Source organism: Marinoscillum sp. MHG1-6 (assembly GCF_024714475.1).
In the GTDB taxonomy this organism is placed as follows: domain Bacteria; phylum Bacteroidota; class Bacteroidia; order Cytophagales; family Cyclobacteriaceae; genus JAMZMI01.
This window is the reverse complement of record NZ_JAMZMI010000006.1, coordinates 113,520-127,022: the sequence shown is the minus strand read 5'-3', so window position 1 is coordinate 127,022 and position 13,503 is coordinate 113,520. Positions and strand designations below refer to the sequence as shown.

Annotated in this window: 11 protein-coding genes and 1 tRNA gene; 5 read left to right on the top strand and 7 right to left on the bottom strand. The window is 44.1% G+C overall.

Going from position 1 to position 13,503, the window contains the following annotated elements:
• Window positions 1–169: 169 nt before the first annotated feature.
• From NXR94_RS13900 to NXR94_RS13890, 3 genes are read left to right on the top strand one after another with little or no spacing between them, the layout of a single operon-like run.
• The gene (locus NXR94_RS13900) at window positions 170–2,833 is read left to right on the top strand and encodes a TonB-dependent receptor (protein ID WP_258105262.1); all 2,664 of its coding nucleotides are present in this window, start codon (window positions 170–172) and stop codon (window positions 2,831–2,833) included.
• A 3-nt stretch (window positions 2,834–2,836) separates the two neighbouring features.
• A complete protein-coding gene (locus NXR94_RS13895) occupies window positions 2,837–3,958 on the top strand; it encodes a DUF4249 domain-containing protein (RefSeq protein ID WP_258105261.1) in 1,122 nt (373 codons plus the stop codon).
• A complete protein-coding gene (locus NXR94_RS13890) occupies window positions 3,955–4,746 on the top strand; it encodes a hypothetical protein (RefSeq protein WP_258105260.1) in 792 nt (263 codons plus the stop codon). Before NXR94_RS13895 ends, NXR94_RS13890 begins: the two co-directional genes overlap by 4 nt.
• A 63-nt stretch (window positions 4,747–4,809) precedes the next feature.
• On the opposite strand, the gene NXR94_RS13885 is transcribed toward NXR94_RS13890, so the two are convergent.
• The 7 genes from NXR94_RS13885 to hflX form a co-directional block, all read right to left on the bottom strand.
• Window positions 4,810–6,978, bottom strand: a complete 2,169-nt coding sequence (locus NXR94_RS13885; protein ID WP_258105259.1) for a xanthine dehydrogenase family protein molybdopterin-binding subunit — start codon at window positions 6,976–6,978, stop codon at window positions 4,810–4,812.
• Between the two features lie 10 nt (window positions 6,979–6,988).
• Window positions 6,989–7,447, bottom strand: coding sequence for a (2Fe-2S)-binding protein (locus tag NXR94_RS13880; RefSeq protein WP_258105258.1), 459 nt, complete (start codon window positions 7,445–7,447; stop codon window positions 6,989–6,991).
• Window positions 7,448–7,531: 84 nt separating this feature from the next.
• Window positions 7,532–8,149 (bottom strand): NTP transferase domain-containing protein, encoded by a 618-nt coding sequence (locus NXR94_RS13875; RefSeq protein ID WP_258105257.1) that lies wholly within the window; start codon window positions 8,147–8,149, stop codon window positions 7,532–7,534.
• Window positions 8,142–9,161 (bottom strand): XdhC family protein, encoded by a 1,020-nt coding sequence (locus NXR94_RS13870; RefSeq protein WP_258105256.1) that lies wholly within the window; start codon window positions 9,159–9,161, stop codon window positions 8,142–8,144. The genes NXR94_RS13875 and NXR94_RS13870 overlap by 8 nt, the downstream gene beginning before the upstream one ends.
• Before the next feature lie 313 nt (window positions 9,162–9,474).
• Window positions 9,475–9,546, bottom strand: a tRNA-Arg gene (locus tag NXR94_RS13865).
• Between the two features lie 313 nt (window positions 9,547–9,859).
• Window positions 9,860–10,300 carry a DUF4440 domain-containing protein gene (locus tag NXR94_RS13860; RefSeq protein ID WP_258105255.1) on the bottom strand — a complete coding sequence of 147 codons (441 nt, stop codon included), beginning with the start codon at window positions 10,298–10,300 and terminating at the stop codon, window positions 9,860–9,862.
• On the bottom strand, window positions 10,284–11,423 hold the full coding sequence (gene hflX, locus NXR94_RS13855; protein WP_258105254.1) for a GTPase HflX: 1,140 nt from the start codon (window positions 11,421–11,423) through the stop codon (window positions 10,284–10,286). Before hflX ends, NXR94_RS13860 begins: the two co-directional genes overlap by 17 nt.
• 132 nt (window positions 11,424–11,555) lie before the next feature.
• Here hflX and NXR94_RS13850 point away from each other — a divergent pair, with 132 nt between their 5' ends.
• Window positions 11,556–12,665, top strand: coding sequence for a glycosyltransferase family 4 protein (locus tag NXR94_RS13850; RefSeq protein WP_258105253.1), 1,110 nt, complete (start codon window positions 11,556–11,558; stop codon window positions 12,663–12,665).
• Window positions 12,666–12,728: 63 nt separating this feature from the next.
• Complete coding sequence (locus tag NXR94_RS13845; RefSeq protein ID WP_258105252.1) at window positions 12,729–13,502, top strand: polysaccharide biosynthesis/export family protein; 774 nt, start codon at window positions 12,729–12,731, stop codon at window positions 13,500–13,502.
• Window position 13,503 lies beyond the last annotated feature (1 nt).

Genomic DNA, 13,503 nt, shown 5'->3' with positions numbered 1-13,503 from the left:
TTACAGTCATCATAATTTGACTAATTCTAATTGCCTCTTCCAACCAGCTAGCAGGTAGTCAGACCGTTCATGGATGTAGCCTCTTAATAATAGTGGCTCGGGATATTTCTCTTTTGCCAATTCAGTATATTTAGGAGTATACTGATCAAATTCGGCTGCTCTCACTCCATTGAAACGATCACTTTTAGCTTTTAGCTTTTTTTTATATCTGGGGCAACTATGGTCTCAGGATCTTAGGTCTGCCACCATTGATCGATCTGATAACGGAAAGGGAATTAAAGACTATTTGTCAAAAGTGGAGCAGGACTATGGGGCGGATTTCATTTTTGATGAAGATAGAATTGGAAATATCAGTATTAACGGGGTAACTGAGAAGCGATATCTTCTGGACTATTTGAAGGTTTTTTTTCAGGCCTTTGAGCAAGAGATGGTCCAGGCCAAGCCAAATGTAGTGGTGATATTGCCTACAGACATTGCTAACAAGATCAATCAAAAGAAAGGGTTTTTAATTGTAAGGCGTTTAAAGTCTGGCTCAGTCAATCTTAAGGGCGAAATTTATGATATTGACTTAAATGAGCCGCTGGTTGGTGCACAGGTTTTGGTTGAATCAGTGAACGCCGGGGGAATTACAAACATTGACGGCAATTATTTTATAAGTTACCGCACAAATGAACCCTATAACGTTGTTCGTACCCAGTACATAGGTTATGATTCCTATTTGCAACTCATTGCTTACAGTGATTATGGTGATGATGAGCTTCCCCGGACATCACTTTACCCAAATACAACGAATCTGGAGGAAGTCATTATTCAAGCGTATATGCTCGATAGGAATATCAGTGACAAATTAACCGGAGTAGAAAAGATAGGCATTAAGAGTATCAAAATGCTGCCAACCTTTATGGGTGAGGTTGATCCTGTAAAAGGATTAACGACCTTACCCGGAGTAAGTACTGCGGGAGAGTTATCATCCGGCTTCAATGTTAGAGGTGGAAATTTGGGACAAAACCTTATTCGCCAGGACGGGGCAATCATTTATAATCCTTCCCATCTTTTTGGCTACTATTCTGCTTTTAATCCGGACGTGGTTGATGATGTAACGTTGATCAAAGGAGGAGGGAATGCCAGATATGGCTCCAGGGTTTCATCGATCATGGATGTAACCTTAAAAAATGGAGCAACCAGAGATTATCATACGGCAGGCGGATTTGGGTTGGTCTCGAGCCGATTGGCTATAGAAGGTCCGCTAAAGAAAAACCGGTCTTCTTTTATTGTTGCAGGGCGGATATCCTATGTGGACTGGATACTCAATGCAACGAAAAATCTTCAGCTCAGTCAAAGTTCAGCGGACTTTGGCGATTTAACCGCGAAGTTTTTTCAAATGATAGATGAGGATAATTTTATATCAGTCTCCGGATATGGCAGTTTTGATAGTTTTTCTTTTGTTGGTGATTCACTCTTCTCATGGGGGAATAAAGCTTTGGCTTTTAAATGGGGGCACAGTTTTGGCCCCAATACAAGTTCACAACTGACACTGGCTGGGAGCTCCTACAATTCTCAATTGAATAATAGGAATGAAATTGAAGGGTTTATTTATGAGAATGGTATTAACAGTGCCAATGTTGTTTACAATATAGAATCGAAGTTTTCGGAGGAAAAACAGATGAATTATGGGGTAGAATTGAGCTATTCCCTGATAAACCCTGGTGAATCCAAAAATACGGTGCCATCAAGCAATGTCCTGGAATTCAATATAGATGATCATAAAACTCTAGAGACTGCAGTATTTGGACAGTATAACTGGGATATAACAGATCAATTTGCGGTTTCAGGAGGGTTGAGATATTCTCAATTTTACAGGTTTGGAAAAGGTTTGGTAAATGAATTTAATTACAACCCAACCAACTCTCGGCTTCCTGAAATACAGAATTCGCGAAACTATAAAGCGAATGAGTTAATTGCTTTTCAGCATGGAATGGAGCCAAGGGTTTCGCTCAGGTACAAAGTTGATCCTACTGCCTCATTCAAGGCAAGTTATTACCGAACCTATCAATATGTGCATTTAATTTCAAACTCCACCTCATCGAGCCCCCAGGATTATTGGCTGTCCGGTGGTCCAAACCTGGAGCCTGAAATTGGTGACCAGTTTTCCCTTGGAATTTTTAAGAATTTGAAAGAAAATAAATACGAATTATCCGTAGAGGGGTATTACAAAATGGTTAAAAACCCTATTGACTACATTGAAGGAGCCGAAATTAAACTTACAGAATCAGTTGAGGGATATTTAATTCAGGGAGAGGGGTTTGCCTATGGGGTGGAATTTTTAGCCAGAAGGAATGCGGGGAGGTTCAATGGCTGGCTTTCATATACCTATTCCAGAAGTTTGTTGCGGTTTGATTCACCTTATGATGTACTGACGGTAAACGACGGTGAATTATACCCATCGCAGTATGATCAACCACATAACCTTTCGGTGGTCATGAATTATTCAGCAAACCAGGTTTTATCATTTTCAGCAAATTTTAGTTATGCAACCGGTCGACCGATTACGGTCCCAATATCCAAATTTTATTATGACCCTTATATTTCTGTCCTGTCATACTCACAGCGAAATGAATTCAGGGTACCGGACTATCATCGATTAGATGTTTCCATGACCATAGGTGAAGTGAATACTCAAAAGAAATTCCAGGGAGAAATGGTACTGTCAATTTTTAACCTGTATGGGAGAAATAATGTGTACGACGTTTTGTTTGATGAATACGGGGGAGCAAAAAAGGTGTCGATAGTTGGCAGCATGTTTCCATCTCTGGCCTACAATTTTAAGTTTTAGAGGATGAAAAGAGTTTTGATTGTTCTTCTGTTTTTGACCTCATGTGTAGAACGATTTGAGTTCAGTCGAAACAACCCTGACCCACAGCTTGTAATTGAATCATATGTTTCCGACATGTCTTTTAATGACGCTTTACAAGCCCCGTCTAATGGAAGATACTTTATCGTCAAATTGAAATTCACTCGACCAGTTGGTGCGACGGTGAAAGATAGTATAGCCCCATTTGCCGAAGTCAAATTAATAGATGACCTGAACAACGAGTGGGTCTATGTAGAGAATTTTAGAGAGTGGGGAACCTATTTTTTACCGGATAAGGACTTTAAGGTGAGTAGTGACCGAATGTACAAGCTTAATATTACTACTCGCGATGACCTGATATATGAATCCAGTTGGGAGCAACTACCTCCTGCCTCGAGCCCCGTTGAGGACATTTGGTTTGAAGAAGAGATAAGAAAGGTTTACGAATATCCTGCTGGGGAACAAGAGATAAGAGAACGACCGTTCATCAATATCTCAACCTCGGTTCCTGCCCTTTCAGATGGTCAAGTTCGGTACTACAAATGGGAATATTCTCCAATGTGGGTGTATGAAGCTCCTTTAGCTAATGGTGAATTCGTCCCTTTCAAGAAGTGTTGGGTAACAAGCCAAATGTATCTTGATGATTATACATTACAGGAAGATGCTATTGGTGGTTTTGAGAAAACACTCTTTTCACTGGCGATCGATAAAAATGAGCGACTGTTTTTCAACTTTTCGGTATTAGTATTTCAACAAAGCCTTTCAAGGGATTACTTCAATTTTTGGAAATTAGTGCAGGAGCAAACTACCTCCAACGGACTTTTTGACGCTATACCGACAAACCTGCCAACCAATTTCTCCTGTTTGAATGATCCGTCTAAAAAACCTCTAGGATATTTCGGGGTTATTAGTGAAACAGCAAAGCGTTGGTATTTTAGTAAATTTGATCTCTCATATCCAGTGGAAAATTACCTGTTGAGAGAATGTCTTATCCAATACGGAAGGCCGGGAGATGAGCCTGATTATGCGCCGGCTTGTTTGAGTTGTCTGGAGTATCCGAAAGGAGACGCTACTTTACTAAAACCTGAATGGTGGGTCGAGAAATGAGAAGAAGCTTCCAAATATTGCCGATTATTTTGACCGCTATCTTTTTGAATGGATGCGACGAGCAAAAACCTGTGCCAATTACAACCTGGACCTGGGATGATACGGCAATATCATTTGAAAATATTGATATTGCCCCTGGGACAACAACAGATGTTATTTTGGTCATTCCGGATCCGCCCTATCAATATTCTTTCAGGGTGATCACTCCAAAAATAATTGATGAGGTCAACGGTAATCCCCTCGTGTTGTCTCTACATGGAGGAGTTGGGGGAGCCGGTCCGGAAGCTCATAAAAGTACCGGATGCATCGCCCCCGCCCTGGATAGTATTAATGCTTTTGTGCTAAGCCCAAATGCTGATAAGGTTCAATGGTATGAGTACTATAACCAAGAAAAAATTGTCAGGATCATTAGCCTCGCAGTAGGGAATTGGCCAATAAATACCAGTAAGCTAGTGGTGACTGGATTCAGTGACGGAGGAAATGGCACCTGGTTTTTTACAGAATTTTATCCACAGGTATTCTCGGCAGGCATTGCTCTGGCGAGTTCATATAATACACTCTCGACTACCAACGAACCTCGCAAGATTTCAACGCCACTTTATGTAATTCATAGTTCAACTGATGAGCTTTTTCCTTTGGAACAGACCCAATTTTGGGTAGATCAAACCATCAGTGCTGGAAGCAACGTAACATTCGTCATTGCTGATAGCCTGTCTCATTATACACCATGTGATTATATGGGTTATTTTGAAGATGCCGTACAGTGGCTGGTAGACGAGGTGTGGTAGTAATTTTTGACATCCCAGATCCGGCGAAAATACACATTCAATAAGCCCTATCAACCAATGCTATTAAATCTTCGGCCCAAACGGCTGATCGTAGAACCTTTGACCGGTGGCTTTATATAACGCACTGGCCAGAGCACCAATGATCGGTGGTAGTCCAGGTTCGCCGAGTCCTGTCGGATCGATTTCGCTCTCCACAAAGAATACCTCAATTTCTCTCGGTGCTTCCATGTTCCTGATCAATCGGTATTGGTGGAAGTTGTTTTGCTGAGGAGCCCCATTGTCAAAATTCATTTGGGCATACATGGCGTGACCGATCCCGTCAATGATGGCACCTTCTACCTGGTTAACAGCACCCTCATTATTGATGACGATACCACAGTCTACGGCGCACCACACCTTTTGTATCACAGGTTTGTCGTTTTCCATAACCAGATCCACGACCTGCGCGACATAGCTATTATGGCAATAGTAGGCAGAGGCCCCGCGATAGACGCCATCGATCGGGGTGTCCCAGTTGGACTTTTCCCTAACCAGTTTGATTACGCCTGCGTATCGTTCGGGGTCGTAATCGTTTCTTTCTCCCACCGGATTATTGATCGCGCGGTCAAAGAGGTTCAGACGAAAATCAATCGGATCTTTGCCTGCAAGTTCTGCCACCTCATCTAAAAAGGACTGTTCTGCGCCGGCCATAAAATTGGACCTTGGCGCTCTCCATGCACCGGTTGAGATATTAGTTCCAAGGTTTAGGGATTCTGCCTTATAATGATCTATGGTGCCCGCTGGAAAGCGGTTCGCAAACAATGGGCTACCGGGAATCCCCGCTGCCTTGCACTGCAGAGACGACAGGTTGTTGTCCTGGTCAAGTGTAGCCGTGTACTTAACCCGATAGGCCGGGCGATAGGTACCCTGTGTCATGTCATCTTCCCTGGAGTAGATTAGCTTAACAGGTGCCTGTAGTTGTTGAGAAATAAGTGCAGCCTCCAGGCCAAAATGGCCATACAGGCGTCTGCCAAACCCACCGCCCATACGTGTCATTTGAACATTGACTTTTTCTTCCGGCAGGTTGAGGAATCGGGAGGCGAGTTTCCTTAGGTTTTCAGGAGTCTGGATCGGGCCGATTAAATCTGCTTTTTCAGTCGTGACATTGGCAAAAAAGTTCATGGGCTCCATCGGATTGTGAGCAATAAATGGCGCAGTATAGGTCCGTTCAATGACACGGTCTCCTCTTTTGATTATATCCTCAGGATTGCCATCTTGTCTCTGAACGTGCCCCTCCTTTTTTTCTATGGCCTCGAGGAGCAGCTGTTGATGATCCTGATCATTTTCCAGTTCGGTGCTTTCCCATTCTGCAATCACTGCCTTTTTGGCCTTCATCACCTGCCATGTGGAGGAGCCAGTCACGGCGATCAGCTTGTTGAAGGCATTGGTGGCACTCCAGTCGGATTCTTCCAGGCTGGTATCAATCGTGAAAACCTTATGAATTCCGGGTAGCTTTTCCGCCTCGGAAGCATCAAAGGATTTTAGGGTCATTCCGAATGAGGGTGGATGGATGATCATGGCGATGACCTGACCCTCTTCGTTATAATCCAGGCCAAATAACGGATTCCCGGTCACAATTTTCTGACCATCTACATTCTTTATACCCTTCCCAATGAGTTCGAATTTTTCAGGAGATTTTAATTCCACATCCTCCGGAACAGGAATAGCCGCTGCCTCAACGACCAGTTCCCCGTAATGAAGTTCTTTACCCGTTTCTGAGTGTTTGATTACCCCGTTACTTACCGACAGCTGATTGATGTCTGTTTGCCATCTTTTTGCTGCCACCTCCAGCAACAAGCGTCTGGCTGTTGCACCGGCCCTTCTCAGTGAAGGCCACCCATGCCGGATTGATTGACTTCCCCCCGCCAGTTGGCGGCTATATTTTACGGTATTCAGGTCAGCCTGTTCTACCATCACATTTGTCCAGTCTACATCCAACTCCTCTGCAATGATCAGGGGCATGGCAGTCTTTACATTTTGTCCGATCTCAGGGTTGGGGGAATAGATCGTAACAAGTCCATTATCAGCTATTTTGATGTAAGCATTGATGTCAAACCATTCTTTTGGTATGGACTGCTGTGGTTTAGTAGAGCAGGAGGCGAGCCAGTTGAAACCGATTAATAATCCGGTTCCACCTGCTGCAGAAACTTTTAGGAAAGACCTTCTGTTGATCGCTGTTTTTACAATGGTCATATCTGGTGGATTAAAGGGTTTTTGATGCTTCCATGACGGCTTTATTGATTCGGGTATAGGTGCCGCAACGGCATATATTTCCGTTCATGGCCTGAGAAATTTCCCGCTCACTTGGGGAGGGGTTTCTTTGCAGTAGTGCCGCGGCGTTCATGATCTGCCCGGCCTGACAGTAACCACATTGTGAGACATCAAACTTGATCCAGGCCTTTTGCACAGGGTGATCACCCGCTTCGGACAGACCTTCAATCGTCGTGAGTTTCATTTCCCCGACGGAACTTATGGGGAAGGAACAGGACCGAATGGCATTTCCATCGGCATGAATCGTGCAGGCACCACACTGCGCTATTCCGCAGCCGTACTTGGTTCCCAACAGCTTCAAATGGTCACGAAGTACCCATAAGACAGGAGTGTCCGCATCCACATCCACCTGGTATTTTTCATTGTTTACTGATATAGTGAAGAGAGACATAGGAACTAATTTATTTGGCTAAAGAGGTTAGACTATCAAAATGTTTCAAACGTTTTTTGTTTACTTGGCGGATCGTTGGTACACTTAACTGGTATTGCTTAGGTCTGACTGAATGAAATTTTCATATTCTTCCATCGTATCGATGTCAGTGATGGGTTGTTCAGGGATTATTTGGATGGCCTGGCTGGAGGGATCGTTAATCAGTCTTTTGGCACCGATATCTCCATTGAGCTGAGTAAGCTGACTAAAATACTTTTTCGGGAAAAGCGCCGGAACACCGAGTGCCTCATCATACTGTGTAGCCACAATTCGGTTCCCGCTATTACGTCCTGCATCGATGATATTGGTGAGTAGTGAGGTGCTCACTTCTGGCTGATCGCCCAGCATGAGCAACACGGCATCTACATCTATCTCCTGATTGAGTAATTGGTTAATACCAGATCGAATGCTTGAGCCAAGTCCTTCTCCCCAGTCATGGTTGATCACAAGATTAATTTTCGGGTCGAGTGACTGAGCTATTTCATCTGCATGGGCACCGAGCACACAGAGTAGATGATCGGTTTTCGTCGATCGACATATTTTGACCGTCTCATTCAACAGGGTTGAATCACCAAATGGTAACAGTTGTTTAATTGTGCCCATCCGGTGGGAGGCCCCCGCGGCCAGTATGACGATCGCTATAGAATAATCTCGGTTATGCATGTATTTTGTCATTTATCAGGGCCAAAGGGAGGGAATTGGTATTCCTGGTGACACTGAGAATTTCTGCGAGAATAGAAATTGAGATTTCCTGGGGTGTAATGGCACCAATGTTTAGTCCGGCAGGCGCATGAATCTGTTCGGCCAATTCGAAAGCATCATTTCGATGTTCCAAAAATTGGTTGATCAGCTCATTTCTTCGTTTCATCGCACCAAGAATCCCGAGATAGGAAAAGGAGGCTGACTGGTCGTACAAGGCAATCAGGTACCTTAAGTCCAGGGAAAAATTGTGGGTCATTAGCACAATGGCCGTTTGCTCGTCTGAACTATTCAAAGTAAAGGTTTCAGGCGTTTGGCCTGTTACACTGGTAGCTCCCGGAAAATGCTCCATTCTTTTTGCTTCCTTAATCGAGGTGATGACCTCCACTTCCCAACCCATATTGCTGGCAAGTGTACACAAGGCCACCGTATCATGTTCTCCACCAATAATGATTAGCCGGAAGCGTGGTTTTAGTTCTTGCTCGAATTGTTCGTTTTGATCTGAAGGTGAATTTTCAGGGTTGAAATGAAAAGTGGCTCCCGATTCAAACTTGATGACCGATCCAAGCGAGCTATGACTATAGTCATCCAGACTTTTAAAGTAGGAGGTGATGGTGAGGCTTTCACGTTCCGAAATACATTGAGCAAAGCGCTGTTCGAGGTCTGTGGAGATATGCACAGGTTCAATCAGAATGTAGAGCGTGCCTTCACACCCCAATCGATAACGTCCATCGTAAGTCATCATTAATGGCTGGCCCGTCTGGAAAACCGCAGTGCTTCTGTTGATTATTTCTTTTTCGACACACCCTCCACTGACGGCTCCGATGGCCTGACCATCTTCGGAGATAAGCATGCGTACGCCGGGTTTTCTGTAGGAGGAGCCATGAAGTGCTACGACTGTTGCTAATACCGATCTAATTCCCTTTTGCTGCCAAAGCAAGGATTGATAAATGATGTCTGTCAGCTCGTGCATCATAGGTTAGGTGGTTATATGTAATGATCAACAGATGATGGTAATTGTACAGTCATTAACAGAACTTCATTGCTAGTTCATGGCTTTACTATAACACTGATGAAACATTTTGGTTACTTCTTACATCTCTACGTGTAAATGGAGTGAACGGTTTACGGTATTACTGTTCGGGCAAGATATCAATTAGAAATTTAAGAGAATCCCTGGAATTTATCCAGGGATCGATGATACCTGTCTCAGGAGGAGAGGGTGTCTTTAAAGGACTCAAACCGATTACCCTAATATCAAAAAAGCCTTCTCCAAGAAGGCTTTTCAGTGGTCTCACCAGGAATCGAACCTGGATCTAAAGTTTAGGAAACTTCTATTCTATCCGTTGAACTATGAGACCATTATGATAGGGCTGCAAAAATAGTAAAATATGGTGCTAACGCAATTAATTGCCTTATTTAGAAATAGGCGTCAAGGGATATTATTGAATTATTTGGAAAGTCGGTAGGCTCCTTTTACTAAACTGTCTGGCTTAAATATTTTGTCTTCTTAAGCACAGGTATCGAATCGCAGCGGCGAACCGTCTGGATCTAAAGTTTAGGAAACTTTGTGAACGACTAGTTTCGGGCGCCTAGCCCATTCTATCCGTTGAGCTATGAGATCATTATGTTGGGGCTGCAAAACTGAGCATTCGATCCCCAATCGAAAGCCGCTCAATCAGCAAGATATTTCCATTCTTCGTTGTTCTCTTTTATCCAAACGGTCCCAAAAACACCCTCGGATTTGATTTCATTGCCAAGGGTATCCAAAGTGGTGTAGGAATAGGAACCTGTTGAGTAGGCCATATCCATGGATGCTGACAAATAGATGTTTTCAGGCTCCCAGGTCAGTTGTGCGTTTGGGTCTTCCCGGTCTTTGTAAAATTGATAAATCGCCTCACCTCCACGAATGGCTTTGTTGCCCCTGACCAGTTGCCCATTCTCCGCTGCAAAATATTGAAAGGCCTTAGCCAGACCTTGAGATTCAGCCATTTCCATAAATGCCTTTTCGGTGGCGCGTATTTCATCTTTCACTTCTTCCGCTGTTGGTGCGCAGGACCAAAGGTTCATAACCAAAAGGGCGAACGCAACCGATGATTTAATAGGTCTGGGCATCGAGATAGTTGGGATAGATCTTGAAGTGCAAGGCGGAAGTCTCTTTCCCCAACAACTCACGGAACTCGTGAAGATGATATTTGGTCTTTGCGGAGATGTAGATGCTGTCTTTGTTCACAATGTCAATGTGATGTTCCAACTTCTGATCTTCATCCAGCTTGTCCGCTTTATTGAAAACCTTTATCGTGGGAATGGAAGCCGCATCAATTTCCTCCAGGGTCTTTTCAACGATTTCAATGTGGTCCTCAAAGGCCGGGTTGGAAACGTCGATCACGTGCAGCAGGATGTCCGCTTCTTTCACCTCCATCAGGGTAGACTTAAAAGATTCGATCAGGTTGTGCGGAAGCTTCCGAATGAACCCTACCGTGTCGGACAATAGGAAGGGCACTCTGTCAATAACCACCTTTCTAACCGTGGAGTCTACCGTGGCGAAGAGCTCATCCTTGGCATAGACTTTTTCCTTACTGATCAGTCGCATGATTGAAGACTTACCAGCATTGGTATACCCCACAAGGGCTACACGAACGACACCATCCCTGGATTTCCGGCGCGTGGCCGCCTGTGTCTCGATCTTGTCCAGCTTTTTGCGCAGGACATTGATCTGGTTACGGATATTTCTACGGTCAGTCTCAATTTCTTTCTCTCCGGCACCACCCCTTGTGCTGGTACCCCCTCTTTGTCGCTCCAGGTGAGTCCACATCCGGGTCAGCCTTGGGAGCAGGTATTGATAGCGGGCCAGCTCCACCTGCGTTTTCGCCTGATTGGTCTGGGCGCGTTTCAAAAATATTTCCAGTATCAGTAAACTCCGATCATAGATAGTCGCCTTGAGTTCACGCTCCAGGTTACGCATTTGCGATGGAGAGAGGTCATCGTCGAAGATGACGTTCTTGATTTTTTTGGCCTGAACAAACTCCTTGATCTCCTGGAGTTTACCACGACCTACAAAGGTTCCGGGCTCCGGATGTTCCAGTTTTTGTGTGAATTTCTTTAAGGTTTCTATGCCAATGGTCCGAGAAAGGAATTCCAGTTCATCCAGGTATTCCTCGGTTTTTTCGTCAGATTGAAATTTTGGCGCGACAGTTACCAACACCCCAAATTCCTGCTCTTTTTTCGTCTCTATCATTTAACTGCCAATTCTTGATTTATTTCGCGATCGCAATCACATTTATTTGAATGTGCAAAGTTAACAAAAGGCATTGTTTAACTTAGTCCCCATTCGATCACGTCAACCCAAATTAACAACCTCCCCTAGTTTATGAAAGTGGCCATCATCATCAATTCGAGCTGGAATATTTACAATTTTCGTTCGGGGCTGGTGAAAAACTTTATTTCTAAGGGCCACTCGGTGGTAGCTATCGCTCCGAAGGACGAGTATACACGAAAACTGGAGTACATGGGTTGCGATTATGTTCAGCTGGACATGGAGGGCACCGGGATGAACCCATTTAAGGATCTGCTTTTACTTCTCAGTCTGAGCAAAATACTAAAGTCCGTCCGACCCGATGTAGTCCTTAGCTATACGATCAAACCAAATTTGTATGCTTCTATAGTGGCTGGGAGGCTTGGCATCCCCTGCATTTGTAATGTGAGCGGACTGGGAACGGTTTTTCTATGGAAAGGCATTGTCAGAAAGCTGGCGATTCAACTTTATCGCTTCGCCTTTCGCTCCAACAAATGGATTTTTTTCCAAAACGAAGATGATCGCGAGGATTTTGTAAAACTGGTCGGTCGGTTTGCGGAGAAAAGTAGCCTACTGCCGGGATCTGGTGTAGACACCAGTCAAATTACCTTTCAGCCATTTGAGACAAAGGAAAAGACGATCTTTTTGATGGTATCCAGGTTGATAGTTGAAAAGGGTGTGCGAGAATATGCAGAAGCAGCGAGAATAATTTCCGGGCAAAGAAAAGATGTAGAATTTCGTCTTGTCGGAGCCCTGGATGAGCATCACAAACGGTCAGTGGATCAAAGTGAGCTTGATCACTGGATTGAAGCAGGGTATCTTCATTATAAACCCCATCAGGAAGACGTCATTGGTGAAATGCAGGAGTGTGAAGTGGTGGTGCTGCCCAGTTACAGGGAAGGAACGCCTAGAACTTTGTTAGAGGCAGGAGCCTTGGGTAAAGCCCTGATAGCTACCGATGTGCCGGGTTGTCGTCAGGTGGTAGATCATGGTGAAAACGGGTTTTTGTGTGATTTGAAAAACCCTCAGAACCTGGCAGAGAAAATGCTGACCTATTTATCCTTGAGCGAAAATCAGAAGCTGAAAATGAGCCTGGTTTCGAGAAAAAAGATTGAAGAACAATACGACGAAAAACATGTCATACATCTCTATGAACAGAAAATTCAGGAATTGACCCAATCCTGATCTCCTTGAAAATCCCCTTTCATTTACCATAATTTCGGCTAATTTTAGACCATACGACAACATATGCAGAAGTTCACCCACTATTCCCTTCTATTAATCGTTTGCACCCTGTTTAGCTGCCGTGTCTATCAGCAGGATATTATGTTTCGGCTCAATGAAGAGTTTGGAGAGTCTGAACTGGCCAATGCCGTGGAACAAGCTGAAAGCAACTACCGGTTACGTGCCGGGGATAAGTTACAACTTGAGGTATACACCAATGAGGGAGAACGTCTGATCGATCCCAATTATGAATTGTCTCTGGGCAATAACAATCAAGCCATGCAAATGCGGAACAGGGTATGGTACCTTGTGCAGGATGATGGGAATGTCAAACTGCCAATGGTTGGAAAAATCAAGGTGCTCGGTATGACTGTGGATGAAGCGGAGGAGGTCTTGCAGAAAGCATATGATGAAGCTTATGTGGATACCTTCGTGAAACTTACCGTTATCAATAGAAGGGTGGTGGTAATGGGAGCAGCAGGAGGTATGGTAGTGCCGCTTGAAAATGAAAACACCTCATTGATCGAAGTGCTTGCCCTGTATGGCGGGGTGAATATGCAGGCTAAAGCAGGAAATATCCGATTGATAAGAGGAAATCTAAAGGCACCGGAAGTATATGAAATTGATCTTGCTACTATCGCAGGGATGCAACAATCCATAATGGATATTGAAGCGGGGGATATTATCTATCTGGAGCCCTGGAGAAGGCCCTGGAAAGAATCAATTAAGGATATCGCTCCGGTACTTAGCCTGGTATCAAGTACGATTACGATCATATTAGTACTACAAAATCTATAAC

What these genes read in the sequence shown, in the direction of transcription:
- NXR94_RS13850 (WP_258105253.1), top strand. Translation starts at nt 11,556, where the DNA reads ATGAAAGTGGCCATCATCATCAATTCGAGCTGGAATATTTACAATTTT.
- NXR94_RS13885 (WP_258105259.1), bottom strand. Translation starts at nt 6,978, where the DNA reads ATGACCATTGTAAAAACAGCGATCAACAGAAGGTCTTTCCTAAAAGTT.
- NXR94_RS13890 (WP_258105260.1), top strand. Translation starts at nt 3,955, where the DNA reads ATGAGAAGAAGCTTCCAAATATTGCCGATTATTTTGACCGCTATCTTT.
- NXR94_RS13870 (WP_258105256.1), bottom strand. Translation starts at nt 9,161, where the DNA reads ATGATGCACGAGCTGACAGACATCATTTATCAATCCTTGCTTTGGCAG.
- NXR94_RS13895 (WP_258105261.1), top strand. Translation starts at nt 2,837, where the DNA reads ATGAAAAGAGTTTTGATTGTTCTTCTGTTTTTGACCTCATGTGTAGAA.
- NXR94_RS13880 (WP_258105258.1), bottom strand. Translation starts at nt 7,447, where the DNA reads ATGTCTCTCTTCACTATATCAGTAAACAATGAAAAATACCAGGTGGAT.
- hflX (WP_258105254.1), bottom strand. Translation starts at nt 11,423, where the DNA reads ATGATAGAGACGAAAAAAGAGCAGGAATTTGGGGTGTTGGTAACTGTC.
- NXR94_RS13860 (WP_258105255.1), bottom strand. Translation starts at nt 10,300, where the DNA reads ATGCCCAGACCTATTAAATCATCGGTTGCGTTCGCCCTTTTGGTTATG.
- NXR94_RS13845 (WP_258105252.1), top strand. Translation starts at nt 12,729, where the DNA reads ATGCAGAAGTTCACCCACTATTCCCTTCTATTAATCGTTTGCACCCTG.
- NXR94_RS13875 (WP_258105257.1), bottom strand. Translation starts at nt 8,149, where the DNA reads ATGCATAACCGAGATTATTCTATAGCGATCGTCATACTGGCCGCGGGG.